Consider the following 24,157-nt stretch of genomic DNA (forward strand, 5'->3'; position numbering starts at 1 on the left):
CACGGACGGTGCGACCCGATGGCTTCAGGCCCCGAGGCCGTAATGAGATCGGTCGAGCCGGGTCGGGCGGCGTCATCCTGAGCGTTGCCGTTACGTTCGCCAGGCTGGCTGGATGCCCTCGTGCGTAGCTCCCCGTGAAGACAAAGAGAGAGTCCTATGGCGCGGATCTGGTCCGGGGCCCTGAAGCGGCCCGGACGACAAAGAAGCCCCCGGCCGCTGGCCTGGGGCTTTTTCATGGAGCGGGTGACGAGAATCGAACTCGCGCTCTGAGCTTGGGAATCAACGGTCCTCTGACTGCCACGGCGGTCCTGGCCTGCACGTTCGTCCCGGTCGTGTGAGTCTGACGAGCCCGCTGGGGACCGTGCGTGACCGCTGCTGTCCGCTCCGAAGGGCACGGCTGGGGCACGGTGATCGGGAGGGACGGCCCCCGATCGTGCGGAACGGGTGGCGGTCATGCGTTCCCCCTTCCCGGGAGTGATGCGCAGCGGCACGGAGTGTGCGGGGCGGTGCCATGAGGGCCGACGCGTGGAAGTGATTCGCTCTGACAAGCGACGCTGGTTCGCCGGTGGGCTCTTGCCTCAGCCGCAGGCAGCGGCAGTGGACGACCTGCTGTGGCTGTCGGCGGAGACCGTGGGTCGGCCGACCTGGAGCTTGAGTACGTGGAGTACTTGACGTACTTAGCAGGGAGGGGCATCCTGACAGGGACCGAAGGAGACTGTCATGTCCGCAGTGCACTACGAGAGCTATACCGAGGCGCGCACTCACCTCAAGGATCTTCTCGATGCGGCCGGTGAGGGCCGGGTGGCGACAGTGCGCCGGGATACTGGCCGCGCTGCAGTCGTGGATGTCGAGCGACTGCGTCACTACCTGTCACTGGTCTGCTCGGTGAAAGCGCAGGCGGTTGCGGAGTCGGGGGGCTGGTCGATCTTCATCCCCGGACTTCCGGTGGCAGCGGACGGAGCGTCCTTCGATGAGGCCGTGAGTGAAATGGTCGATGCTTTGCGCGACTATGCCGAGGATTGGCAGGACCGTCTGCGCACAGCCCCTAATCATCAGGACAACTGGGGTCTGGTGCAGCTGGTCGCTCTAAGTGACGACCAGCAGCTTGCAGACTGGCTGGTCGGAACAGGCCGGTGAACCGACCGCAGCCGGACCGCGAGCGCCACGAGAGGTTCTGTGTCGTCGAGCAATGGGAACAGGTACGAGATGCGCGTGGGCGTACCGGTACTCACCACGTCACCTACGAGCTGACGCTGCACGATGCGCGGATCCTACGCACGAGGATCTCCCACCCGGTGGATCGCACGGTTTATGGCGCGGGGATATGGAGTCACATCCTGCGGGACCAGCTCGACGTCTCCGAGGATGAATTCTGGGGCTGCGTGCTTGATGGCCGGCTTCCGGACCGGGGGGCTCCGGCGGTACCGAAGGAGGCACTGCCCGCAGACATGGTGTATTTGCTGATTCATCGGGTCGGCCTCGCAGAAGAGGCGGTAGCCGAGCTGACCAAAAAGGACGCGGTGACCCGGCTCCATCAGTACTGGACCGAAGGGACTTGAGTGCGGGCCAGGATGGCGGCCCGCAGTGCCTTGAAGGAGACTCTGGGTGCGAATTCCCCGTACTCCCGCGAGAGCTGGGCCGGCAGGCGAGTTCGTCGCCATCGCCCACCACGCCCCGGACCTCGACAGCCTCCACCGCGCCGACCTTGAGTGGCTGCAGGAGGTCGCGAGCGACTGGTCGACCTGCGGCTCACCGTCAGCGAGAAGGCCGAGGAGAAGCTTGCTGGTGCGGATCCGGTGCACGACGCCTAGATGTATTGATCACGAGCGTTGTTGACACGGGGGTCTTGATCAAAGGCGAAGACCTCCGGTGTGGTGGAGCTGTCTAGGACTGCACCACACGGAGGTCTTCGTGTCCCACCGTAATGCCCGGCTGACTGTTCATGGCCGGCGGCTGTTGATCCAACGTGTCTGTTCCGGCCGTCCGGTCGCTCATGTGGCCGCAGAGATGGGAATCTCGCGGGCGACCGCCCACAAGTGGGTGCGACGGTGGCAGGCCGAGGGCGACCCGGGGCTGTTCGACCGCTCGAGCCGACCGCGCACGACCCCGCACCGCACGGCCCCTGGCACGGAAGCGGCTGTCTGCGATCTGCGGAAGGCCCGCAAGCTCGGCCCGGCCCGGATCGGCCCGATCCTCGGTCTGCCCGCCTCCACGGTGCACCGGATCCTGACCCGTCACGGCCTGAACCGTCTGGCCTGGCTCGACCGGCCCTCCGGCGAGCCGATACGCCGCTACGAACGCAGCCGTCCCGGCGAGCTGGTGCACGTCGACATCAAGAAGCCCGGCAACATCCCTGACGGCGGGGGCTGGCGCGCGGTCGGTAGAACAACCGGTAACCAGAACCGGCAGAACACCACTGACCTGCGCAAGAGCTGCAAACCGGTGATCGGCTACAGCTACATCCACTCCGCCGTCGACGACCACTCCCGCCTCGCCTACAGCGAGGTCCTGGCCGACGAACGCCAGCACACCGCGATCGGGTTCTGGCAGCGGGCTCACGCGTTCTTCACGCGACACGGCGTCACTGTCGAACGGGTTCTGACCGACAACGGCTCCTGCTACAAGTCCACACTCTTCACCCAGGCCCTAACCGCGGATGGCATCGCCCACAGGCGCATCCGCCCCTACCGGCCACAGACCAACGGCAAGGTCGAACGCTTCAACCGCACCCTCCAGGAGGAGTGGGCCTACCTGCGGCCCTACACCTCCAACGACGAGCGCACGGCTGCCCTGGCAGACTTCCTCCACAGCTACAACCACCACCGCTGCCACACCGCACTCGACGGCAAGCCACCGATCAGCCGAGTCAACAACGCTGAGGGTCAATACACCTAGACCGGTCCAGACAACAAAGAAGCCCCCGGCCGCTGGCCTGGGGCTTTTTCATGGAGCGGGTGACGAGAATCGAACTCGCGCTCTGAGCTTGGGAAGCTCATGTTCTACCATTAAACTACACCCGCGAGGCACGCCGATGATCGGCGGTGCATCGTCGCACACTCTACCCCATCGCAGGCCCCCGGCGTCTCCGCCGTGGGGCCCGCGTGTCGTTCCGGGGTGTGGATGCGGGTGTGGATGCGGGTGTGGGCGGGGGGAGTTGAAGGCGTAGCGTGGGTGGTCGGAGTGCCGCCTGGAGTGGCGTCCTGTTCATCCCCTAATGTGGCGGTCTCGTCCAAGGCTGGTTGGGGAAGGGACTTGATGGAGTCGATGGAGCGCACCGTCGTCCGCTGTGCCGAAGGGCACGTTTTTGCTACCTCGTCGTTCCCGATGCAGCAGCTCGGGTCCGAGCGGATCGGTCCCGGGCGGCTCATCCGCTGTCCGCGCTGTGCGCGGCTGAGGCAGGCGGTTCCTGTGGTGTTCGAGGAGCGCTAGAGGGGTGAGGCAGGCGCGCGGGACGGTCCGGTTGGGGGCGGCTCGCGCGTTCTGCGTATCCTCGGTGCGTGCTTCTCTCAGATAAGGACCTCCGGGCCGAGATCGATGCCGGGCGGGTTCGCATTGACCCGTTCGACGCTTCGATGGTGCAGCCCTCGAGCATCGACGTGCGGCTGGACCGCTACTTCCGGGTGTTCGAGAACCACCGCTATCCGCATATCGATCCCGCCGTCGAGCAGGTCGACCTGACCCGTCAGGTCGAGCCGGAGGGCGACGAGGCGTTCATCCTCCACCCCGGGGAGTTCGTCCTGGCCTCGACCTACGAGGTCATCTCGCTCCCCGACGACCTCGCGTCGCGCCTGGAGGGCAAGAGCTCGCTGGGGCGGCTCGGTCTGGTGACGCATTCGACCGCGGGGTTCATCGACCCCGGCTTCTCGGGCCATGTGACCCTTGAGCTGTCGAATCTGGCGACCCTTCCGATAAAGCTCTGGCCGGGAATGAAGATCGGGCAGCTGTGTATGTTCCGGCTGACGTCCTCCTCCGAGTTCCCGTACGGATCCGAGCGTTACGGCTCGCGCTACCAGGGCCAGCGAGGGCCCACAGCCTCGCGTTCCTACATGAATTTCCATCGGACTCAGGTGTGATGCGGCATGGCTGGTGAAGCGCGGGAGAATCTGACGTACGAGGCCTTCGGGCACGCCGTACGGGAGCTGGCGCAGACGGTCGCCGACGACGGCTACGAGCCGGATGTCGTGCTGAGCATCGCGCGCGGCGGCGTCTTCGTCGCCGGCGGTCTGGCGTACGCCCTGGACTGCAAGAACATCCATCTGGTGAACGTCGAGTTCTACACCGGGGTCGGGACCACGCTGGAGATGCCGGTCATGCTGGCGCCCGTTCCGAACACCATCGACTTCTCGCGGAAGAAGGTCCTCATCGCCGATGACGTCGCCGACACCGGAAAGACGCTGAAGCTGGTCCGTGATTTCTGCATCGACCACGTGGCCGAGGTGCGCAGCGCGGTCATCTACGAGAAGTCGCATTCGCTCGTGAAATGCGAGTACGTGTGGAAGAAGACCGACCAGTGGATCAACTTCCCGTGGAGCGTCGAGAAGCCCGTCGTGCGGCGTGAGGGCCAGGTCCTCGACTCGTAGGCACACGCGCGAGAGACACAGGAGGGGCCCCGGTGCCGTGCACCGGGGCCCCTTCTTCCGCGTACGGGATCAGATCGTGCCGAGCTTGATGATCGAGAGCAGGGCGATCAGCTGGATCGCCGAGGCGCCCAGGGCCTTCGGCCACGGCAGGTCGTGGGACTTGCTCACCATCGAGGTGAACAGTGCTCCGGCGGCCAGCCAGGTGACCCAGCCGAGGATCTGCACCAGGGAGTTCTCGCCGCCGAGGAACAGGGCGAAGACCAGCCGGGGCGCGTCCGTGATCGACATGATGAGCATCGACAGGCCGACGGTCGGCTGCCAGGAGCCCGTGCCGCCGAGCTGGCGGGCCAGGGTGTGGGTGACCGCACCGAGGACGAGGCCGCCGACGATGAAGCCGAGGCCCGTGAAGATCACGTACGGGGCGGCCGTGGAGACCTCCGCGTGGATCGCCTCGTCGCGTGCCTGGTCGAATCCGAAGAGGGCCAGCAGGCCGTAGACGAACGTGACGACGATCGCGGGGCCCCAGACGGGGTAGTCGCGCATCTGCCAGAACGTCGGTCCCGGCCGCATCACGATGCCGCTAAGCAGCTGCTTCCAGTGCAGCCGCGGCCCGGAGGGGTGCGACGGGGCCTGGCCGGCCTGGTAGGTGCTTCCGTCGCCGTACGGGTCCTCGTCGATGCTGAACGCCTGGGTGTGCCCCGGGGCGTTGGCGTACGGGTCCCGCTGCGACGGCTGGTGGTGCGGTTCGCCGAAGTACTCCGGTTCGCCGTGCCCGCCTGTGTGCCCGTTCCCACCCCCGTGTCCGTTGCCGCCGTGCCCGCCGCTGTACGGGGCGCCCTGGGGGCCGCCGTACGCTGCGCCGTTGCCTCCTGCCGGGGGCCACGACTGCCCGCCGTACGGCGGCGGTGATGCCTGCGCTCCGTACGGCTGTTGCTGCTGCGGGTGTTGTTGCGGTGTGCGGTTGTCCCGGCCGCGTCCGATCCTGAATCCAGCCACACATCGAACGTACCTGGTCCGCGCGGGTGCGGTGGGTGGGCCGGGGGAACACGGGTGCCATTGCTGCCTAGCTGTGACATCCCCTAGGGGAACCCCGGGGGGCCTGCCGTACCCCCTGAGCAGGGCCGGACATACGGAAGCGGCCGGTCCTGCCCCCGAGGCAGGTCCGGCCGCTTCCGTGGGTGGAGACGGCTACTTGACGGGCTCCGGTTCCGGCTGGTCGGCCGTATCCGCGTCGTCCGCCGGGTCGGCAGGTGTCTTCACCGACTCCAGGAGCAGCTGCGAGACGTCGACCACCTGCACCGACTCCTTCGCCTGCCCGTCGTTCTTCTTGCCGTTGACCGAGTCGGTCAGCATGACGAGGCAGAACGGGCACGCGGTGGAGACGATGTCCGGGTTGAGCGAGAGGGCTTCGTCGACGCGCTCGTTGTTGACGCGCTTGCCGATCCGCTCCTCCATCCACATCCGGGCACCACCGGCGCCGCAGCAGAAGCCGCGTTCCTTGTGGCGGTGCATCTCCTCGTTCCGCAGACCCGGCACCTTGGCGATGATCTCGCGCGGAGGCGTGTAGATCTTGTTGTGACGGCCCAGGTAGCAGGGGTCGTGGTACGTGATCAGACCCTCGACCGGCGTCACCGGAATGAGCTTGCCCTCGTCCACCAGGTGCTGGAGCAGCTGGGTGTGGTGGATGACCTCGTACTCGCCGCCGAGCTGCGGGTACTCGTTCGCGATGGTGTTGAAGCAGTGCGGGCAGGTCGCGACGATCTTCTTCGTCGCCTTCGCCTTCTTGGTCGAGTCGTCGTCGTCATCCTCGCCGAACGCCATGTTCAGCATGGCGACGTTCTCCTGGCCGAGCTGCTGGAACAGCGGCTCGTTGCCCAGGCGGCGGGCGGAGTCACCCGTGCACTTCTCGTCGCCGCCCATGATCGCGAACTTGACGCCCGCGATGTGGAGGAGCTCCGCGAAGGCCTTCGTCGTCTTCTTGGCGCGGTCCTCGAGGGCGCCGGCGCAGCCGACCCAGTACAGGTAGTCGATCTCGCTGAGGTCCTCGATGTCCTTGCCGACGATCGGGACCTCGAAGTCGACCTCCTTGGTCCACTCGACGCGCTGCTTCTTGGCGAGCCCCCAGGGGTTGCCCTTCTTCTCCAGGTTCTTGAGCATCGTGCCCGCCTCGGACGGGAACGCGGACTCGATCATCACCTGGTAGCGGCGCATGTCGACGATGTGGTCGATGTGCTCGATGTCGACCGGGCACTGCTCGACGCAGGCGCCGCAGGTGGTGCAGGACCACAGCACGTCCGGGTCGATGACGCCGTTCTCCTCGGCGGTGCCGATGAGAGGGCGCTCCGCCTCGGCGAGGGCGGCCGCGGGGACGTCCTTGAGCTGCTCCTCGGTGGCCTTCTCGTTGCCCTCCATGTCCTTGCCGCCGCCGGCCAGCAGATACGGGGCCTTGGCGTGCGCGTGGTCGCGCAGGGACATGATCAGGAGCTTGGGGGAGAGAGGCTTCCCGGTGTTCCAGGCGGGGCACTGCGACTGGCAGCGGCCGCACTCGGTGCAGGTCGAGAAGTCGAGGAGGCCCTTCCAGGAGAACTGCTCGACCTGGGAGACACCGAAGGTGTCGTCCTCGCCCGGGTCCTCCCAGTCGATCTCCTTGCCGCCGCTGGTCATCGGCAGCAGTGCGCCGAGCGAGACGTCGCCGTCGGCGTTCCGCTTGAACCAGATGTTCGGGAAGGCCAGGAAGCGGTGCCAGGCGACACCCATGTCGGTCTTCAGGGCGACCGTGATCATCCAGATGAAGGAGGTCGCGATCTTCAGGCCGGCGAAGAAGTAGGTGAGGTTCTGGAGCGTGGAGATGTCCATGCCCTCGAGCCAGGAGACCACCGGGTACGAGATGAAGAACGACGACTCGTAGCTGGTGACGTGGTGCTGGGCGCCTTCGAGGGCGTGGAGCATGAAGATGCAGACGCCGACGATGAGGATGACGGCCTCGACGAAGTACGCCTGGCCGAAGTTGGAGCCGGCGAAGCGGGACTTGCGGCCCGGCTTGCCCGGCCTGCTGAGCTGGCGGATCACGATCAGGACCGCGATGCCGAGCACCGTCATCGTGCCGATGAACTCGACGAAGATGTTGTACGGCGCCCACTCGCCGACGATCGGCAGCAGCCAGTCGGCCTGGAACAGCTGGCCGATGGCGTTGACGATCGTCAGCAGCAGCGAGAAGAAGCCCACCGCCACGAACCAGTGCGCGACACCGACGACGCCCCAGCGGTTCATCCGGGTGTGGCCGAGGAACTCCTTGGCCACGGTGACGGTGCGCTGTACGGGTTCGTCGGTACGGGTGCCTGCGGGCACGTTCTGGCCGAGCCGCATGAAGGTGTAGATCTGCAGGAGGGCGCGGGCGAAAAGTGCCACGCCGACCACGATCAGAACCAGCGACACGATGATCGCGGCGAGTTGCATTTGGGGGCTCCTCGGGCCTGCGAGGGTGGGATCCAGTGCGTACAAGCGATTACTAAGCAGTAACTTAATCAGTCTGTGCTGACACTATCCACTTATTCCGCCACGCTGTAGCCGGGCAGGCGGTGATCTGTGTCGCTCAGGTGAGCCTTCCCCGGAAGGCGTAGCCGGCGGAGTGCCGCATACGCAGGGATGCGTACGGATTCCGCCAGGATCGCCAGGTCGAGCCCCGTCCCATGATGCTCTGCGTAGTGCGCGTCGAGGAGGGCGGGTTCGTCCCAGGGCATCCCGGACCGGGCGCGGACCTGGGCCAGGCCGGTCAGGCCGGGGCGCAGCGCCTGCCGCCGGCGCCGGGCCCCAGGGCAGAGGAGGGCTGCCTCGTCGGAGGTGAGGGGCGGGGGGCCCACCAGGGAGAGCTCCCCCCGTACGACGTGGGGCAGTCGGGACAGCAGGTCGAGCCGGAGCCGGCGGGTGCGCAGCGAGCGCAGTTCGAAGGGGCGGCCGCCGAGGCCGATCCGGGTCTCGCGCCGCAGTGTGCCTCCCCCGGTGCGGGGCAGCCGGAGGGTGAGGGCCAGGGCGGCGAGGGCCAGTGCGGGTGCCGCCAGGAGCAGGAGGGCCGAGCCGAGCGCGAGGTCCAGGGTCCGCTTGGCGGTCACCGCCCCCAGTGCCCCGGCGATGCGGTCACAGGCCGTCGTGGCCCTGGCCACCACCGGTTCGGTGAGGCGTCGTGTCCTTCGTGCCGCAGTCTGCTTCGCGTTCCGCATTGCACCTGCCCCGGGATTGGCGAGTGGCGTTATGACCGACTCGATGCATTTTGTGACAGAACGATCCCACGGTGCGATGGTGGGTGGGGGTGTGTGACGTGGAGCGCATGCCGGGTGTCGCGGGCGAGAGTCCTTCCCGGTGAGGTGCCGGCGGGGGTTTGTGGTGCCCCCGCAGGGCAAAGTCCCTGGTCAATCGCGTGGTGAGCACATAAGTTGAGCGTAAGTGGCTCAGGTCCTTTGACTCCGGGGTGGGTGTCATGCATCCTTGAGTCAGATCCACTCAAGTAGTCAGTTGGAGGAATTGAAATGGCACGTGCGGTCGGCATCGACCTGGGCACGACTAACTCCGTCGTCAGCGTTCTCGAAGGCGGCGAGCCCACCGTCATCACCAACGCCGAGGGCGCCAGGACCACGCCGTCCGTCGTCGCCTTCGCCAAGAACGGCGAGGTGCTCGTCGGCGAGGTCGCCAAGCGCCAGGCGGTCACCAACGTCGACAGGACGATCCGTTCGGTCAAGCGCCACATGGGCACTGACTGGAAGATCGAGATCGACGGCAAGAACTTCAACCCGCAGCAGATGAGCGCCTTCATCCTGCAGAAGCTGAAGCGCGACGCCGAGTCCTACCTGGGCGAGAAGGTCGCCGACGCGGTGATCACCGTTCCGGCGTACTTCAACGACTCCGAGCGCCAGGCGACGAAGGAGGCCGGCGAGATCGCGGGCCTGAACGTCCTGCGCATCGTCAACGAGCCGACCGCCGCCGCCCTGGCGTACGGCCTCGACAAGGACGACCAGACGATCCTCGTCTTCGACCTCGGTGGCGGCACCTTCGACGTGTCCCTCCTGGAGATCGGCGACGGCGTCGTCGAGGTGAAGGCCACCAACGGTGACAACCACCTCGGTGGTGACGACTGGGACCAGCGTGTCGTCGACTACCTGGTGAAGCAGTTCGCCAACGGGCACGGCGTGGACCTGTCCAAGGACAAGATGGCTCTCCAGCGTCTCCGCGAGGCCGCGGAGAAGGCGAAGATCGAGCTCTCGTCCTCGACCGAGACCACGATCAACCTGCCCTACATCACGGCGTCCGCCGAGGGCCCGCTGCACCTGGACGAGAAGCTCACGCGCTCGCAGTTCCAGCAGCTGACCGCGGACCTCCTGGACCGCTGCAAGAACCCGTTCCACAACGTCATCAAGGACGCGGGCATCCAGCTCTCCGAGATCGACCACGTCGTTCTCGTCGGTGGCTCGACCCGTATGCCGGCCGTCGCCGAGCTCGTCAAGGAGCTCACGGGCGGCCAGGACGCCAACAAGGGCGTGAACCCGGACGAGGTCGTCGCGATCGGCGCCTCGCTCCAGGCCGGTGTCCTCAAGGGTGAGGTCAAGGACGTCCTGCTCCTCGACGTGACCCCGCTCTCCCTCGGTATCGAGACCAAGGGAGGGATCATGACGAAGCTCATCGAGCGCAACACCACGATCCCGACCAAGCGCTCCGAGATCTTCACGACGGCCGAGGACAACCAGCCGTCCGTGCAGATCCAGGTCTACCAGGGCGAGCGCGAGATCGCGGCGTACAACAAGAAGCTCGGGATGTTCGAGCTGACCGGTCTGCCGCCGGCCCCGCGCGGTGTGCCGCAGATCGAGGTCGCCTTCGACATCGACGCCAACGGCATCATGCACGTCGCCGCCAAGGACCTCGGCACCGGCAAGGAGCAGAAGATGACCGTCACCGGTGGCTCCTCGCTGCCGAAGGACGAGGTCAACCGGATGCGCGAAGAGGCCGAGCAGTACGCCGACGAGGACCACCGTCGTCGTGAGGCCGCCGAGTCCCGCAACCAGGGCGAGCAGCTCGTCTACCAGACGGAGAAGTTCCTCGCGGACAACGCGGACAAGGTCCCCGGCGACGTGAAGACGGAGGTGGAGACCGCGCTCACCGAGCTGAAGGAGAAGCTCAAGGGCGAGGACACCGCCGAGATCCGCACCGCCACGGAGAAGGTCGCGGCCGTCTCCCAGAAGCTGGGCCAGGCGATGTACGCCAACGCCCAGTCCGAGGGTGCGACGCCGGGCGCCGAGGCGCCGGGCGACGGTCAGGCCAAGGCCGACGACGACGTCGTCGACGCCGAGATCGTGGACGACGAGAAGGACACCAAGGGCGGTGCGGCGTGACCGAGGAGACTCCGGGCTTCGACGAGAAGCCTGACGTCCCCTCCGGCGCCAACCCCGACGACGTCGAGCCGAAGGCCGCCACCCCCTCCGAGGAGGAGGCGGCGGCCCCGGCCGGGGACGTACAGCAGACAGCGGCCCTGACGGCCCAGCTGGACCAGGTCCGTACCGCACTCAACGAGCGGACGGCCGACCTCCAGCGGCTCCAGGCCGAGTACCAGAACTACCGCCGCCGCGTCGAGCGGGACCGGGTGCAGGTCAAGGAGGTGGCCGTGGCCGGCCTCCTGACCGAGCTGCTGCCCGTGCTCGACGACGTCGGCAGGGCCCGCGAGCACGGCGAGCTCGTGGGTGGCTTCAAGTCGGTGGCCGAATCCCTGGAGACGGTCGTCGCGAAGCTGGGACTCCACCAGTTCGGCAAGGAGGGCGAGCCCTTCGACCCGACCATCCACGAGGCCCTGATGCACTCGTACGCGCCGGACGTCACCGAGACGACCTGCGTGGCGATCCTGCAGCCCGGGTATCGCATCGGGGAGCGCACCATCCGCCCCGCGCGGGTGGCGGTGGCCGAACCGCAGCCGGGCGCCACGCCCTCGGCGGCGAAGGAAGAGAAGGCAGACGACGAGGAGAGCGGTGGCACCGAAGAGGTCTGACATTCCGTCCGACCACTGCGGTGAACACCGACGGGGCGTGCGGCCGGCCACGGGGCCGGCCGCACGGCCGATCGTCCGGGAGGAGGGACGTCGATGAGCACGAAGGACTTCGTCGAGAAGGACTACTACAAGGTTCTCGGCGTCCCCAAGGACGCCACCGACGCCGAGGTCAAGAAGGCGTACCGGAAGCTCGCCCGCGAGTACCACCCGGACGCCAACAAGGGTGACGCCAAGGCCGAGGAGCGCTTCAAGGAGATCTCCGAGGCGAACGACGTCCTCGGTGACCCCAAGAAGCGCAAGGAGTACGACGAGGCGCGCGCCCTCTTCGGCAACGGAGGCTTCCGCGCGGGTCCCGGCGGTGCGGGCGGCAACTTCAACTTCGACCTGGGGGACCTCTTCGGAGGAGCCCCGGGCGGCGGCCAGACCGCCGGTGCCGGCGGGTTCGGCGGCGGCGGTGGCGGCGGCCTGGGCGATGTCTTCGGCGGACTGTTCAACCGCGGCGGTGCGGGCACACGTGTCCAGCCCAGGCGCGGCCAGGACATCGAGTCCGAGGTGACGCTCAGCTTCACCGAGGCGGTCGACGGGGCCACGGTCCCGTTGCGGATGTCCAGCCAGGCCCCCTGCAAGGCGTGTTCGGGCACCGGCGACAAGAACGGCACCCCGAGGGTCTGCCCGACCTGTGTGGGCACCGGACAGGTGTCGCGCGGTACCGGCGGCGGATTCTCGCTGACCGACCCCTGCGTGGACTGCAAGGGCCGGGGCCTCATCGCCCAGGACCCCTGTGACGTCTGCAAGGGCAGCGGCCGGGCGAAGTCGGCCCGCACGATGCAGGTCAGGATCCCCGCGGGGGTGCTGGACGGCCAGCGGATCCGGCTGCGCGGCAAGGGCAGCCCGGGCGAGCGCGGCGGACCGGCCGGCGACCTCTACGTCGTCGTCCATGTCGACGCCCACCCGGTCTTCGGCCGCAAGGGCGACAACCTCACCGTCACCGTGCCCGTCACCTTCCCCGAGGCGGCCCTCGGCGGCGAGGTGAAGGTACCTACGCTCGGGGGGCCTCCGGTCACCCTGAAACTCCCGGCCGGTACCCCCAACGGACGTACCATGCGGGCCCGGGGCAAGGGCGCCGTGCGCAAGGACGGCACCCGGGGCGACCTCCTGGTCACCGTCGAGGTGTCCGTGCCCACGGACCTCGGTGCGGACGCTCAGGACGCGCTGGAGGCCTATCGGAAGGCGACCGCGGGGGAGGACCCGCGGGCGGAGCTGTTCCAGGCTGCGAAGGGAGCTTGAGATGGACGGCCGTCGGCGTAATCCGTACCAGCTGACCGACGAATCACCGGTCTACGTGATCTCGATCGCGGCCCAGCTCTCGGGCCTGCACCCGCAGACACTGCGTCAGTACGACCGGCTCGGCCTGGTCTCGCCCGACCGTACGGCCGGGCGCGGCCGGCGCTACTCGGCCCGTGACATCGAACTGCTGCGCACCGTGCAGCAGTTGTCGCAGGACGAGGGCATCAACCTCGCGGGCATCAAGCGCATCATCGAGCTGGAGAACCAGGTCGCCGCGCTCCAGCAGCGCGTCGCCGAGCTCTCGGCGGCGGTGGACGGCGCGGCGGTGGCCATGCAGCAGCGCGAGGCCCAGGTGCACGCCTCCTACCGGCGTGATCTGGTGCCGTACCAGGACGTGCAGCAGACGAGCGCGCTGGTGGTCTGGCGGCCGAAGAGGGCGAAGGACTGAGGCGCGCCGCAGGCCGTAGGGGCCCGCTCCGGGGTTTCACACTCCGGGGGCGGGCCCCTTCGCCGTCGTTCCGGGTTCCTGGTCCGCGATGCCGGAACGCACGAGGAGCGCTCCCAGATGGGTGCGGCTGTGGGCGTCGAGCGTCTGCATCAGCTTGGAGATGTGGGAGCGGCAGGTCCGGACACTGATGCCGAGCTCGCGGGCGACGACGTCGTCGACGTGGCCCTCGACGAGCAGACGGGCGATGGTCTGCTGGACGGCCGTGACGGGCGCCCCGGGGGCCGCGGTGGGCAACTGCTCGCTGTAGGGGGTCGCCTGCGCCCAGAGGACCTCGAAGACCCGGGTCAGATAGCGGACGAGGGCCGGATGGCGGATCTCCAGGGCCACTTCGTCCCCGGGGGCGGCCGGGATGTAGGCCACGGCGCGGTCGAACACGATGAGGCGGTCGACGGTCTGCTCGACGGTCCTCACCTGGAGGTGGGCGGCCGGTATCTGCGCCACGTAGTCCCTGAGCCCGGGACTGTAGCGGGCGGGGTGCTGGTAGAGGTGTCTCAGCCGGGCGCCCGAGGCGATCGCGGAGCGGGCGTTGACCAGGCCCTGTTCCAGGTTGTGCGCGAGGCGGTTGCCGCCCGGCTGCGCGGTCAGGACCTCCTCGGTGGCGCGGCCGGACGCCTCCTTGAGCGCCGAGATGATGTGGGAACGGCCCTCCAGCACGGTGATGGCGAGGTTGGGGTCCTCGTCGGAGACCGCCGCGAGGGGCGCCAGCGCCGCGGCGAGCGTGGAGGTCAGCCGGATCCGATCGCTGATCTCGCGGGTGATGGGCTGCAGCAGGCGGGCCAGGGCGGCGGACGGCTGGACCGGACGGAGCCAGCCACCGTCACGCGGGTCGGGTTCGACGAGGGCCATCTCGAGCAGGCAGGGCGCCGAGGCGAGTGCGGTGCGGGGCAGGCGCCCCTCGCGCAGGGCCTCCTCGTACAGGCGGACGGCCGGCTCGCACAGCTCACGGGTGCCGTGAGAATGGGCTCTTTTGGCTTCGTCCATGTCGGTTTGGGAACCCCCCGCTTCGTGCACTGCAACAAGATGACGGTGGCCAAAAGCCTAACGGCGGAGAGAGGCTGGACCTGTCGGGGACGCGGTCCGGCGCAACCCGGATGCGGTGGTGCCTGCCGTCAGCGCGTCCCTGTCCGGGAGCTTCCGGATCACTGCTGGTCCAGGATCCCCGACTGAGCTATGAGGTAGCCGAGTTGGGCGCGGCTGTTGCTGCCCAGCGTGGCGTTCAGCTTGGCCACGTGCGCGCGGCAGGTGCGTACGTTCATACCTAGGCGACGGGCGATGGAGTCATCGACGTGTCCCTCGACGAGGAGTTGGGCGATCGAGCGCTGAACACCGGTGATCCCGCGTGGGGTCGATGTGTACTTGACCTCTTCCAGCAGGGGAGCGGCCCTGTTCCAGAGCTGCTCGAACACCGTGGCGAGATACTCGACCAGCCCTGTGTGGCGCAGCTCCAGGGCGATCTGGCGGTCGTTCGTGGCGGGGATGAAGGCGACCGTGCGGTCGAAGATGATGAGTCGCTCGATGAGTTCTTCGAGCGTGCGGATCTCCACGTTCTCGTCCGCTATGAGTTCGGCGTAGGCCAGCGTGCTGGGGCTGTGCCGCACGGTGTGCTGGTAGAGCGTGCGCAGACGCACCCCGCGGTCCACGACGGCCAGGCCCCGCTCCAGGGCTTCGCTGAGGCGGTCCTCGCTCCGGCCGCCGCCCGGCTGGACGGTGAGTACCTCGGTGCGGCACTCGGCCGTGGCGAGGTCCAGGGCCGCGTTGATCCGGTTGGCGCCTTCGAGGACGGTGATGGCGTGGGTGGTCGGCGGGTCCTGGGCGCTGATGTCCATGAACGGTTCGAAGGACTCCGCCAGCAGCACGGAGCGCCGCCTGCGTTCGAGGATCTCGCGTTCGAGCGGGTGCAGGTGCTTCGCCAGCGCGGCCGACGGCGGTACGGGCCGGAGCCAGTCGGGGTCGTCGGGATCGGGGTGCAGCAGGGCGAAGTCGATCAGGCAGGGAGCGGTCGCCACCTCGGAGCGTGCGATGCGTCCGGAGCGCAGCGCGCCGGCGTACAAGAGCCCCCCTTCTTCACATAGTTCGGTAATCCCGTGAGGATGTGTCGGCTTTGTATGGCTTGCGGTCATATCTCCACCCCCCAGGTTCCTGAACATGCAGGAACATGATGCATCGACTCAGTGGTGTTCGAGTGCCCGGGTGGGACATCGTCTTTGGTGCGGGGGAGAACAATCCACAAGTGAGGACGAAGCCGACCATGTATAAGCGAATGCTTCGCTCGGCGCTTGCCGCCTCGTTCGTTGCAGCCCTGGGCATTGGACTGGCGGGCGGAGGCGACATCGCCTGGGGTGGGGACGCTGCTGCGGTACCGGGTGACATCGCCTGGAACGTCGAGGCCGCGTCGGGTGACATCGCCTGGGGTGTGCGGGCCGCTTCTGTGCCCGGTGACATCGCGTGGGGCGCGAAGAGTGTGCCGGACGACATCGCCTGGAACGTCGAGGCCGCTCCTGCTCCGGGTGACATCGCCTGGGGTGTGCGGGCCGCGTCCGTGCCCGGTGACATCGCCTGGAACGTCGAGGCCGCTCCTGCTCCGGGTGACATCGCCTGGGGTGTGCGGGCCGCGTCCGTGCCCGGTGACATCGCCTGGAACGCCGAGGCCGCGCCGGGTGACATCGCATGGTCCACTCCGACCCGCGCCGGCGCATGACCACCCCACCGGACGACCGCACCTTCCGACGGGAGATGGCCACGGCGTACCGCTCAGGGTGGCATTTCATCGATCTGCTCACGGCACTTACCCGCCAGGGCGATTCGTTGATGGTCACCCTGTTCGGAGAACCGATCCTCGTGGTGATGGAAACGGATGACGACATCCGCGCCTATCGCTGTCTGCGCCGGCCGCGCGGAGCTCCGCAGCCTGTTCGCTGCGCCGTGAGGTACGGCATGATTTTCGTTAATCTCGATCAGCGTGACCATGAGCTGTTCGAACAAGAAGCCATTTCCGCCACCCCCCGCAGTGCCTGAACGATTCCCCCGATATTCCATATCGTTCCGGCACTTCCCCCACACAGCGGCGCCACCGTGACCTGAACACGGTGGCGCCGTTGTGCTGTCCGGAATTCACTCGAATTCCTCAGGCGTTTCCGAGGGCCCTGTCCACGGCGATCTCGATGACGATGCGCTCGGGATTGGGCCGCGGGGTGCGCTCGTAGCGCACCGCGTAGCGGCGCACCGCGTCCCGGACCTCCTCGGGCTCCGCGCGCACCACCGCCCGGCCCTCCAGGGTGGCCCAGCGGCGCCCCTCCATCTGGCAGACCGCGACCCGCGCGCCCTCCGGGCCCGCTGCCAGGACGTGGGCAGCCTTCCTCGTGTTCCGGCCCGTGATGACGCGGGCGATCCGTGTCTCCGGGTCGTACGTCACGCCGACGGGCACCACGTGCGGTGTGCCGTCAGGGCGGAGCGTGGTCAGGGTGCACACGTGGCGCTCCCGCCAGAAGGCGAGGTAGCCGGGGCCTGGGTTGCGTACGTCGGGCATGGGGTCAGGCTAGACGGAGGGGGATCGGGGCAACCCGGAGGCCCCGGATCAGCCTTGAGTGGAATAGACTCAACTTTGTATCCGTTGTTCGAGTCAAACTTCCCTGAAGTACCAGCACGAGGAGGAGACAGCGCCCGTGGACGCCGAGCTGACCAACAGGAGCCGGGACGCCCTCAACGCGGCGACCAGCAGGGCCGTCAAGGACGGTCATCCCGATCTGACCCCGGGGCATCTGCTGCTCGCGCTGCTCTCGGGCGAGGACAACGAGAACATCACCGACCTGCTCGCCGCCGTCGACGCCGACCAGGTGGCCGTACGCGCCGGGGCCGAGAGGCTGCTCGCCTCGCTGCCCAGTGTCACGGGGTCGACCGTGGCCCCGCCGCAGCCGAACCGCGACCTGCTGGCCGTGATCTCCGACGCCGCGCAGCGGGCGAAGGAGCTCGGGGACGACTACCTCTCCACCGAGCACCTGCTGATCGGCATCGCGGCGAAGGGCGGCCGCGCCGGTGAGATCCTCGACGGGCAGGGAGCCGGCGCGAAGGAGCTGCTGGACGCATTCGAGAAGAGCAGGGGAGGGCGCCGGGTGACCACTCCCGACCCCGAGGGTCAGTACAAGGCACTGGAGAAGTTCGGCACCGACTTCACGGCGGCCGCCCGGGAGGGCAAGCTCGACCCGGTCATCGGCCGTGACCAGGAGATCCGCCGCGTCGTGCAGGTGCTCTCGCGCCGCACCAAGAACAACCCCGTGCTCATCGGTGAGCCCGGCGTCGGCAAGACGGCCGTCGTCGAGGGGCTCGCCCAGCGCATCGTCAAGGGCGACGTCCCGGAGTCCCTGCGGAACAAGCGGCTCGTCTCCCTCGACCTCGGCGCCATGGTCGCCGGGGCCAAGTACCGCGGTGAGTTCGAGGAGCGTCTGAAGACCGTCCTCTCCGAGATCAAGGAGAGCGACGGGCAGATCATCACCTTCATCGACGAGCTGCACACCGTCGTCGGCGCGGGCGCCGGCGGCGACTCCGCGATGGACGCGGGCAACATGCTCAAGCCGATGCTCGCCCGCGGTGAGCTCCGCATGGTCGGTGCCACCACGCTGGACGAGTACCGCGAGCGGATCGAGAAGGATCCCGCCCTGGAGCGCCGCTTCCAGCAGGTCATGGTCGCGGAGCCGTCCGTCGAGGACACCATCGCCATCCTGCGTGGCCTCAAGGGCCGCTACGAGGCGCACCACAAGGTCCAGATCGCCGACTCCTCGCTGGTGGCCGCGGCGACGCTCTCCGATCGCTACATCACCTCCCGGTTCCTCCCCGACAAGGCGATCGACCTGGTCGACGAGGCGGCCTCCCGGCTCCGTATGGAGATCGACTCCTCACCGCTGGAGATCGACGAGCTCCAGCGGTCCGTCGACCGGCTGCACATGGAGGAGCTGGCGCTGAGGAACGAGAGCGACGAGGGCTCCAAGCAGCGTCTGGAGAAGATCCGCCGCGACCTCGCGGACAAGGAGGAGGAGCTGCGCGGTCTCACCGCGCGCTGGGAGAAGGAGAAGCAGGGCCTGAACCGCGTCGGTGAGCTCAAGGAGCGCCTCGACGAGCTGCGCGGCCAGGCCGAGCGCGCCCAGCGCGACGGCGACTTCGACACGGCCTCCCAGCTGCTGTACGGGGAGATCCCCGGCCTGGAGCGGGAGCTCGCCGAGGCGGACGAGGCGGAGCAGGAGGCCTCCACCGACACCATGGTCAAGGACGAGGTCGGCCCCGACGACATCGCCGACGTCGTCGGAGCCTGGACCGGCATCCCGGCCGGGCGCCTCCTGGAGGGCGAGACCCAGAAGCTGCTGCGCATGGAGTCCGAGCTGGGGAGGCGGCTGATCGGCCAGACCGAGGCCGTGCGGGCCGTCTCCGACGCCGTACGCCGCACACGCGCCGGTATCTCCGACCCCGACCGGCCCACCGGCTCGTTCCTCTTCCTCGGTCCGACCGGTGTCGGCAAGACGGAGCTGGCCAAGGCGCTCGCGGACTTCCTGTTCGACGACGAGCGGGCCATGATCCGCATCGACATGAGCGAGTACGGCGAGAAGCACAGCGTCGCCCGGCTCGTCGGGGCCCCGCCCGGCTACGTCGGCTACGAGGAGGGCGGCCAGCTCACCGAGGCGGTCCGCCGCCGCCCGTACAGCGTCGTGCTGCTGGACGAGGTCGAGAAGGCCCACCCCGAGGTCTTCGACATCCTGCTCCAGGTGCTCGACGACGGCCGGCTCACCGACGGACAGGGCCGGACGGTGGACTTCCGCAACACCATCCTGATCCTCACGTCGAACCTCGGCAGCCAGTACCTGGTCGATCCGCTGACCGAGCCCGAGGCGAAGAAGGAACGGGTCCTGGAGGTCGTACGGGCCTCCTTCAAGCCGGAGTTCCTCAACCGGCTCGACGACCTGGTCGTCTTCTCCGCGCTGTCCGGCGACGAGCTCGCCCACATCGCGGGGCTCCAGGTGGCCCGGCTGGCCGACCGGCTGGCCGACCGCCGGATCGGCCTCGACGTCACCCCCGAGGCGCTGGCCTGGCTGGCCGAGGAGGGCAACGACCCGGCCTACGGCGCCCGGCCGCTGCGTCGGCTCATCCAGACGGCGATCGGTGACCGGCTCGCGAAGGAGATCCTCGCGGGCGAGGTCAGGGACGGCGACACCGTCCGCGTCGACCGGGCCGGAGAGGGCCTGACCGTGGGAGCCGCGACGGCGGCGAAGACCCTGTAGCCCGTCCTCCGTGTCCCCGGCCGAGACCTCGCGTCCCGGCCGGGGACACCGGTGTGTGCGCAGGTGCGCCCCTTGATGAGTGCATCTGGCACGCATCGCGGGGAGAGCCGCCCTCCAAATTGAGCCGAAAATTTCCGTTCCGTGGCTGAATGGCGGATGTGATACGGCCCGGACCGTCTTTGTGCCGGGGCGATACATATCTGCACCCTCAGGCGGAGCCGGATCGGCGGAAGTGCGAGTGATCGTGTTCCACGCAATACCGGGACACTCCGGGCCCTTTTCTTTTGACCGCAAGGATGGTGGTGCCGAATTTCCCGACCGGTAGGGTACGCGCATGACGGATCGGATACCCGGCGAGGCGAGTGCGGAGCCGAAGGATTACGGAAATGGCAGCCTTATCCGGCGGAGCGAATTTCGTACGCTCTGGACGGCCTATGCGCAGTCGGTCCTGGGTGATCAGCTGGCCCGGGTCGCGCTGTCGATCCTCGTCTTCGAACGCACCGATTCGGCCGGCTGGACGGCGGCGACCTACGCCCTGACGAGCCTGCCGGCCCTGCTGTCCGGGGTGCTCCTCACCGGACTCGCCGACCGTTTCCCGCGCCGCACGGTCATGATCGGGTGCGACCTGGTGCGCGCGGTCCTCGTCGGACTGATGGCCCTGCCCGGGACGCCCCTGCCGGTGCTGGCCGGACTGCTGGTGCTGGCCCAGCTCGCGGAGGCGCCGTTCGGGGCGTCGCAGGGGGCCCTGATGCCCGCCGTCCTGGGCGAGCGCCTGTACGAGCAGGGGCAGCGGGTCATGATGATCACGCACCAGGCCGGACAGCTGATCGGCTTCGGCGCCGGCGGGGTCCTCGTCGTATGGCTGGGGAGCCACGTCTCGCTCGGACTGAACGCGGCGACCTTCCTGGTCTCCGCCGCCCTGATCAGGATGGGCGTGAAGGCGCGGCCGGTGGAGGAGGGCGCCGACGCCCGGCCGAAGCGGATGCACACCCAGGTGGGGAAGGCCGCCGCACTCATCTGGGCGGACCCGCGGCTCCGTTCGCTGGTCGCGCTCGGCTGGCTCGCGGGGTTCATCGTGCTGCCGGAGGGCCTGGCCGCCCCCTTCGCGGAGGAGGCCGGCGGAGGCGCCGCGTCGGTGGGGCTGCTGCTCGCCGCCCATCCGGCGGGAATGGTCCTGGGCGCGGCGCTCCTGGGACGCGCCGGATTCGACGTCGAGCGGCGCCGCCGACTGCTCGGGCCGCTGGCGGTGGGGGCCAACCTTCCGCTGATCGTCTACTGGGCGGGCCCCGGCGTGGGCGTGGCCGTACTGGTGCTGATGGTGTCGGGGATCTGTTCCGCGTACCAGATCACCGCGGGGGCGACCTTCGTCCTGCTCACCCCGGCCGACCAGCGAGGTCAGACACTGGGTCTGGCCAGGTCCGGGCTGACCGCCATGCAGGGGATCGGTGTCGCGGGGGGCGGCGTGGCGGCCGAACTCCTCGGGTCCTCGGGCCGGGCGATCGGAGGGGCGGGACTCGTCGGCACGCTCTGCGCCGTCCTGGTCGCGGTTTCCTGGTCGAGGGCCAGGGGAACAAGCGGGGGAACGATTCCCCTGAGCGCGTAGGACTACCGGCCGCGATCGCGGCTAGGGTCGAAGCCAGGAAAACCACGTGCGATCCACAGGAGTACCCAGCGATGTCTATCGACCCGTCCTCGATTCCCAACTTCGGGGGCCAGCCCGAACCGCAGGCGTCAGGACCCGAGGGCCCCGTGGTCCCCGACCAGGACCTCGTCAAGCAGCTTCTCGAGCAGATGGAGCTGAAGTTCGTCGTCGACGACGAGGGCGACCTCGCCGCGCCGTGGGAAGACTTCCGGACGTACTTCATGTTCCGCGGCGAGGAGGAGCAGCAGGTCTTCTCGGTCCGGACCTTCTACGACCGCGCCCACGCGCTGGACCAGCGCCCCGTCCTGCTCGACGCGATCGACGACTGGAACCGCCGCACGCTGTGGCCCAAGGTCTACACCCACGCCCACGAGGGCGAGGAGGGCGCTGCCGCCTCCGTGCGGCTGGTCGGTGAGGCGCAGATGCTCATCGGCACCGGCGTGAGCCTGGAGCACTTCGTCTCCTCGACGGTCAGCTGGGTGCGGGCCTCGATCGAGTTCGACAAGTGGCTCGTGGAGCGTCTCGGCCTGGCGCCCGAGGAGAAGGCGCCCGAGGGTGACGCCGGCACGGAGCAGACCCCCGAGGCCTGATCCGGCGGACGAACGACGAAGGGCCCGGTCCGGGGTCCGGCCGCAGCGGCCGGTGCCCCCGGGGCGGGCCCTTCGTCGTGGCCGGCGCTTCCGGGGTGGGTCGTCGTCGTGGCCGGTCCGGCGGCTACCCTCGTCCGGCCATCGATCTCGACCGCAGGGAGCAGACAGTGCGCAGCGCCACCGTGACGGCCGAGGGCGACCGGATCCGCTGGGTGGAGCTGCCGGGCCGGGAACCTCCCCGCGCCTACGTGCACGGTCTGGGCGCGACGTCCCCCGCCTACTTCGCCGAGGCCGCGGTCCACCCACTGCTGGCCGGTCACCGTTCGCTGCTGATCGACCTGCTCGGCCACGGCATCAGCGACCGGCCGACAGGCTTCTCCTACACCCTGGAGTCGCACGCCGACGCGCTCGCGGCAGCTCTCGGGGCCGCGGGCGTGAGCGGCGCCGAGCTGATCGCCCACAGCATGGGCGGCTCGGTGGCCGTCGTCCTGGCCGCCCGGCACCCCTCCCTGGTCTCCCGGCTGGTCCTGGTCGACGCCAACCTCGACCCGGTCCCGCCCACGCCCGGCGCAGGCGGCAGCAGCGGCATCGCCGCCTACTCCGAGCAGGAGTTCCTGGCGGGCGGCTGGGAGGAGGTCCGCGACCGCGTCGGCCCGCACTGGTGGTCCACCATGCGCCTCGCGGGCCGGGAAGCCCTCCACCGCAGCGCCACCCACCTCGTCCGCGGGACCGATCCCACCGTGCGCGAACTGCTGCGGGGCCTGGGGATCCCCCGCGCCTACCTGCTGCCCGAGGCCGACGGCCCGCTCCCGGGCGCCGACGCGCTCACCCGGGCAGGGGTGTCCGTCGTCCCGGTCCCGGACTGCGGTCACACCGTCATGCTGGACAACCCGGAGGGCTTCGCGCGCGCCACCGCGGCGGCGCTCGCCGCCCACGGGGAGCCGTAGCCGGCAGTCCGTGCGGGGGAGCGGACGGCCCGCCCCCCGCCCCGAGCCGCAGCCGGGCGGAGGGCGGGCTGCGGGTTCAGAGCTGCCCCAGCCGCTCCACCGCGTCACGCAGGACGCTCTCGCGCTTGCAGAAGGCGAAGCGGACCTGGCTGCGGCCTGCCTCCGGGTCGTCGTAGAAGACCGAGTTGGGCACGGCGACGACCCCGCACCGTCCGGGGAGCGCGCGGCAGAAGGCCAGGGCGTCCTTCTCCCCGAGCGCGGCGACGTCCGTGGTGACGAAGTAGGTCCCCTGGGGGCTGTACACCTCGAACCCCGCTTCCGCGAGTCCGCCCGCGAGCAGGTCGCGCTTGGCGCGCAGATCGTCGCGGAAGCCGGTGAAGTAGCTGTCCGGCAGGCGCAGGGCCTCGGCCACCGCGTACTGGAAGGGGCCCGCCGAGACGAAGGTCAGATACTGCTTGGCGCTGCGGACGGCCGTCACGAGGGGGGCCGCGGCCGTCACCCAGCCGACCTTCCAGCCCGTGAACGAGAAGGACTTGCCGGCCGAGGAGATCGAGACCGTGCGCTCGCGCATGCCGGGCAGGGAGACGAGCGGGATGTGCTCGCCGTCGAAGACGAGGTGTTCGTACACCTCGTCGGTCACCACGATCAGGTCGCGCTCGACCGCCAGCTCGGCGATCGCCGCGAGCTCCTCGCGGGTGAGGACCATGCCCGTCGGGTTGTGCGGTGAGTTGAGGAGCAGCAGACGGGTGCGGTCGGTGACCGCGTCCCGCAGGGCCGTGAGGTCGGGGCGGAAGTCGGGGGCGCGCAGGAGCAGCGGGACGCGCGCGCCGCCGGCCATCGCGATGGCCGCGGCGTACGAGTCGTAGTACGGCTCGAAGGCGATGACCTCGTCGCCCGGTTCCAGGAGGGCGAGCATCGTGGCCGCGATGGCCTCCGTGGCGCCCGCGGTGACGAGGACCTCGGTGTCCGGGTCGAACGTCAGGCCGTGGAAGCGCTGCTGGTGGGCGGCGACGGCCGTACGGAGCTCGGGCACTCCGGGCCCCGGGGGGTACTGGTTGCCGCGGCCGTCGCGCAGCGCGCGCACCGCCGCCTCACGTACGGACTCGGGGCCGTCCGTGTCGGGGAAGCCCTGGCCGAGATTGATCGATCCGGTCCGCGCGGCCAGTGCCGACATCTCCGCGAAGATCGTCGTGCCGAACTCGGCGAGGCGGCGGTTGAGCAGCGGTCGTCCCTGTGTCATGCGGACCATCCTGTGCCGAAGCTCTGGAGTTGCTCAAGTCTGCTTTGGCCCCGGCGGGGCGTGGGGATCCACCGGT

22 protein-coding genes and 1 tRNA gene are annotated in these 24,157 nt (G+C 69.0%); 15 read left to right on the forward strand and 8 right to left on the reverse strand.

From position 1 onward, the window contains the following. Nucleotides 1-720: 720 nt before the first annotated feature. The 3 genes from B9S57_RS13445 (at nucleotide 721) to B9S57_RS13455 (ending at nucleotide 2,895) form a co-directional block, all read left to right on the forward strand. A complete protein-coding gene (locus B9S57_RS13445) occupies nucleotides 721-1,137 on the forward strand; it encodes a prevent-host-death protein (protein WP_103515794.1) in 417 nt (138 codons plus the stop codon). After that, nucleotides 1,134-1,559, forward strand: coding sequence for a cytotoxic translational repressor of toxin-antitoxin stability system (locus B9S57_RS13450; RefSeq protein WP_103515795.1), 426 nt, complete (start codon nucleotides 1,134-1,136; stop codon nucleotides 1,557-1,559). The genes B9S57_RS13445 and B9S57_RS13450 overlap by 4 nt, the downstream gene beginning before the upstream one ends. A gap of 352 nt (nucleotides 1,560-1,911) precedes the next feature. Further along, nucleotides 1,912-2,895: an IS481 family transposase gene (locus tag B9S57_RS13455; protein ID WP_103515796.1), complete on the forward strand. Its 984-nt coding sequence runs from the start codon at nucleotides 1,912-1,914 to the stop codon at nucleotides 2,893-2,895. Nucleotides 2,896-2,946: 51 nt separating this feature from the next. Here B9S57_RS13455 and B9S57_RS13460 read toward each other — a convergent pair. Continuing rightward, a tRNA-Gly gene (locus tag B9S57_RS13460) sits at nucleotides 2,947-3,020 on the reverse strand. A gap of 477 nt (nucleotides 3,021-3,497) precedes the next feature. Here B9S57_RS13460 and dcd point away from each other — a divergent pair. After that, on the forward strand, nucleotides 3,498-4,073 hold the full coding sequence (dcd, locus tag B9S57_RS13465) for a dCTP deaminase (RefSeq protein WP_103515797.1): 576 nt from the start codon (nucleotides 3,498-3,500) through the stop codon (nucleotides 4,071-4,073). Between the two features lie 6 nt (nucleotides 4,074-4,079). After that, nucleotides 4,080-4,580, forward strand: coding sequence for a phosphoribosyltransferase (locus B9S57_RS13470; protein ID WP_103515798.1), 501 nt, complete (start codon nucleotides 4,080-4,082; stop codon nucleotides 4,578-4,580). Nucleotides 4,581-4,649: 69 nt separating this feature from the next. On the opposite strand, the gene B9S57_RS13475 is transcribed toward B9S57_RS13470, so the two are convergent. From B9S57_RS13475 to B9S57_RS13485, 3 genes are all read right to left on the reverse strand, one after another. Further along, complete coding sequence (locus tag B9S57_RS13475; RefSeq protein ID WP_103515799.1) at nucleotides 4,650-5,576, reverse strand: Yip1 family protein; 927 nt, start codon at nucleotides 5,574-5,576, stop codon at nucleotides 4,650-4,652. 192 nt (nucleotides 5,577-5,768) lie between these two features. Further along, complete coding sequence (locus tag B9S57_RS13480) at nucleotides 5,769-8,036, reverse strand: (Fe-S)-binding protein (protein ID WP_103515800.1); 2,268 nt, start codon at nucleotides 8,034-8,036, stop codon at nucleotides 5,769-5,771. Nucleotides 8,037-8,128: 92 nt separating this feature from the next. After that, nucleotides 8,129-8,797: a sugar transferase gene (locus B9S57_RS13485; RefSeq protein WP_103515801.1), complete on the reverse strand. Its 669-nt coding sequence runs from the start codon at nucleotides 8,795-8,797 to the stop codon at nucleotides 8,129-8,131. A gap of 306 nt (nucleotides 8,798-9,103) precedes the next feature. Between B9S57_RS13485 and dnaK the strand changes: the two genes are divergently transcribed. The 4 genes from dnaK (at nucleotide 9,104) to B9S57_RS13505 (ending at nucleotide 13,339) form a co-directional block, all read left to right on the forward strand. Continuing rightward, nucleotides 9,104-10,957 (forward strand): molecular chaperone DnaK, encoded by a 1,854-nt coding sequence (gene dnaK, locus B9S57_RS13490; RefSeq protein WP_103515802.1) that lies wholly within the window; start codon nucleotides 9,104-9,106, stop codon nucleotides 10,955-10,957. Continuing rightward, on the forward strand, nucleotides 10,954-11,604 hold the full coding sequence (gene grpE / locus B9S57_RS13495) for a nucleotide exchange factor GrpE (RefSeq protein WP_103515803.1): 651 nt from the start codon (nucleotides 10,954-10,956) through the stop codon (nucleotides 11,602-11,604). The genes dnaK and grpE overlap by 4 nt, the downstream gene beginning before the upstream one ends. Nucleotides 11,605-11,697: 93 nt before the next feature. Beyond that, on the forward strand, nucleotides 11,698-12,891 hold the full coding sequence (gene dnaJ / locus B9S57_RS13500) for a molecular chaperone DnaJ (RefSeq protein ID WP_103515804.1): 1,194 nt from the start codon (nucleotides 11,698-11,700) through the stop codon (nucleotides 12,889-12,891). 1 nt (nucleotide 12,892) lies between these two features. Next, nucleotides 12,893-13,339 carry a heat shock protein transcriptional repressor HspR gene (locus B9S57_RS13505; protein ID WP_103515805.1) on the forward strand — a complete coding sequence of 149 codons (447 nt, stop codon included), beginning with the start codon at nucleotides 12,893-12,895 and terminating at the stop codon, nucleotides 13,337-13,339. Between the two features lie 36 nt (nucleotides 13,340-13,375). Here the strand turns inward: B9S57_RS13505 and B9S57_RS13510 are convergent, their stop codons facing one another. Both B9S57_RS13510 and B9S57_RS13515 read right to left on the reverse strand, forming a co-directional pair. After that, the gene (locus B9S57_RS13510) at nucleotides 13,376-14,380 is read right to left on the reverse strand and encodes a LuxR C-terminal-related transcriptional regulator (RefSeq protein WP_103515806.1); all 1,005 of its coding nucleotides are present in this window, start codon (nucleotides 14,378-14,380) and stop codon (nucleotides 13,376-13,378) included. A gap of 158 nt (nucleotides 14,381-14,538) precedes the next feature. Further along, the gene (locus B9S57_RS13515) at nucleotides 14,539-15,546 is read right to left on the reverse strand and encodes a helix-turn-helix transcriptional regulator (RefSeq protein WP_181011332.1); all 1,008 of its coding nucleotides are present in this window, start codon (nucleotides 15,544-15,546) and stop codon (nucleotides 14,539-14,541) included. A gap of 101 nt (nucleotides 15,547-15,647) precedes the next feature. Between B9S57_RS13515 and B9S57_RS34450 the strand changes: the two genes are divergently transcribed. Beyond that, on the forward strand, nucleotides 15,648-16,097 hold the full coding sequence (locus B9S57_RS34450) for a hypothetical protein (protein ID WP_181011333.1): 450 nt from the start codon (nucleotides 15,648-15,650) through the stop codon (nucleotides 16,095-16,097). Then, complete coding sequence (locus B9S57_RS13525) at nucleotides 16,094-16,414, forward strand: (2Fe-2S)-binding protein (protein WP_099173435.1); 321 nt, start codon at nucleotides 16,094-16,096, stop codon at nucleotides 16,412-16,414. The genes B9S57_RS34450 and B9S57_RS13525 overlap by 4 nt, the downstream gene beginning before the upstream one ends. A 109-nt stretch (nucleotides 16,415-16,523) precedes the next feature. On the opposite strand, the gene B9S57_RS13530 is transcribed toward B9S57_RS13525, so the two are convergent. Beyond that, complete coding sequence (locus B9S57_RS13530) at nucleotides 16,524-16,925, reverse strand: pyridoxamine 5'-phosphate oxidase family protein (RefSeq protein ID WP_103515807.1); 402 nt, start codon at nucleotides 16,923-16,925, stop codon at nucleotides 16,524-16,526. A 136-nt stretch (nucleotides 16,926-17,061) separates the two neighbouring features. Here B9S57_RS13530 and clpB point away from each other — a divergent pair, with 136 nt between their 5' ends. The 4 genes from clpB (at nucleotide 17,062) to B9S57_RS13550 (ending at nucleotide 22,841) form a co-directional block, all read left to right on the forward strand. After that, a complete protein-coding gene (gene clpB, locus B9S57_RS13535) occupies nucleotides 17,062-19,662 on the forward strand; it encodes an ATP-dependent chaperone ClpB (protein ID WP_103515808.1) in 2,601 nt (866 codons plus the stop codon). A gap of 334 nt (nucleotides 19,663-19,996) precedes the next feature. After that, complete coding sequence (locus B9S57_RS13540; protein WP_103515809.1) at nucleotides 19,997-21,265, forward strand: MFS transporter; 1,269 nt, start codon at nucleotides 19,997-19,999, stop codon at nucleotides 21,263-21,265. A gap of 71 nt (nucleotides 21,266-21,336) precedes the next feature. Further along, nucleotides 21,337-21,894: a YbjN domain-containing protein gene (locus B9S57_RS13545; protein ID WP_103515810.1), complete on the forward strand. Its 558-nt coding sequence runs from the start codon at nucleotides 21,337-21,339 to the stop codon at nucleotides 21,892-21,894. 167 nt (nucleotides 21,895-22,061) lie between these two features. Beyond that, nucleotides 22,062-22,841: an alpha/beta fold hydrolase gene (locus B9S57_RS13550; RefSeq protein WP_103515811.1), complete on the forward strand. Its 780-nt coding sequence runs from the start codon at nucleotides 22,062-22,064 to the stop codon at nucleotides 22,839-22,841. 76 nt (nucleotides 22,842-22,917) lie between these two features. Here B9S57_RS13550 and B9S57_RS13555 read toward each other — a convergent pair whose 3' ends face one another. Further along, nucleotides 22,918-24,081 carry a pyridoxal phosphate-dependent aminotransferase gene (locus B9S57_RS13555; RefSeq protein ID WP_103515812.1) on the reverse strand — a complete coding sequence of 388 codons (1,164 nt, stop codon included), beginning with the start codon at nucleotides 24,079-24,081 and terminating at the stop codon, nucleotides 22,918-22,920. Between the last annotated feature and the right edge of the window lie 76 nt (nucleotides 24,082-24,157).

It is taken from the genome of Streptomyces sp. SM10 (genome assembly GCF_002910915.1).
GTDB lineage: Bacteria > Actinomycetota > Actinomycetes > Streptomycetales > Streptomycetaceae > Streptomyces.

What these genes read in the sequence shown, in the direction of transcription:
- B9S57_RS13445 (WP_103515794.1), top strand. Translation starts at nt 721, where the DNA reads ATGTCCGCAGTGCACTACGAGAGCTATACCGAGGCGCGCACTCACCTC.
- B9S57_RS13470 (WP_103515798.1), top strand. Translation starts at nt 4,080, where the DNA reads ATGGCTGGTGAAGCGCGGGAGAATCTGACGTACGAGGCCTTCGGGCAC.
- B9S57_RS13480 (WP_103515800.1), bottom strand. Translation starts at nt 8,036, where the DNA reads ATGCAACTCGCCGCGATCATCGTGTCGCTGGTTCTGATCGTGGTCGGC.
- B9S57_RS13485 (WP_103515801.1), bottom strand. Translation starts at nt 8,797, where the DNA reads ATGCGGAACGCGAAGCAGACTGCGGCACGAAGGACACGACGCCTCACC.
- dnaK (WP_103515802.1), top strand. Translation starts at nt 9,104, where the DNA reads ATGGCACGTGCGGTCGGCATCGACCTGGGCACGACTAACTCCGTCGTC.
- dnaJ (WP_103515804.1), top strand. Translation starts at nt 11,698, where the DNA reads ATGAGCACGAAGGACTTCGTCGAGAAGGACTACTACAAGGTTCTCGGC.
- B9S57_RS13505 (WP_103515805.1), top strand. Translation starts at nt 12,893, where the DNA reads ATGGACGGCCGTCGGCGTAATCCGTACCAGCTGACCGACGAATCACCG.
- B9S57_RS13510 (WP_103515806.1), bottom strand. Translation starts at nt 14,380, where the DNA reads ATGGACGAAGCCAAAAGAGCCCATTCTCACGGCACCCGTGAGCTGTGC.
- B9S57_RS13515 (WP_181011332.1), bottom strand. Translation starts at nt 15,546, where the DNA reads ATGTTCAGGAACCTGGGGGGTGGAGATATGACCGCAAGCCATACAAAG.
- B9S57_RS34450 (WP_181011333.1), top strand. Translation starts at nt 15,648, where the DNA reads ATGTATAAGCGAATGCTTCGCTCGGCGCTTGCCGCCTCGTTCGTTGCA.
- B9S57_RS13525 (WP_099173435.1), top strand. Translation starts at nt 16,094, where the DNA reads ATGACCACCCCACCGGACGACCGCACCTTCCGACGGGAGATGGCCACG.
- B9S57_RS13530 (WP_103515807.1), bottom strand. Translation starts at nt 16,925, where the DNA reads ATGCCCGACGTACGCAACCCAGGCCCCGGCTACCTCGCCTTCTGGCGG.
- B9S57_RS13540 (WP_103515809.1), top strand. Translation starts at nt 19,997, where the DNA reads ATGACGGATCGGATACCCGGCGAGGCGAGTGCGGAGCCGAAGGATTAC.
- B9S57_RS13545 (WP_103515810.1), top strand. Translation starts at nt 21,337, where the DNA reads ATGTCTATCGACCCGTCCTCGATTCCCAACTTCGGGGGCCAGCCCGAA.
- B9S57_RS13555 (WP_103515812.1), bottom strand. Translation starts at nt 24,081, where the DNA reads ATGACACAGGGACGACCGCTGCTCAACCGCCGCCTCGCCGAGTTCGGC.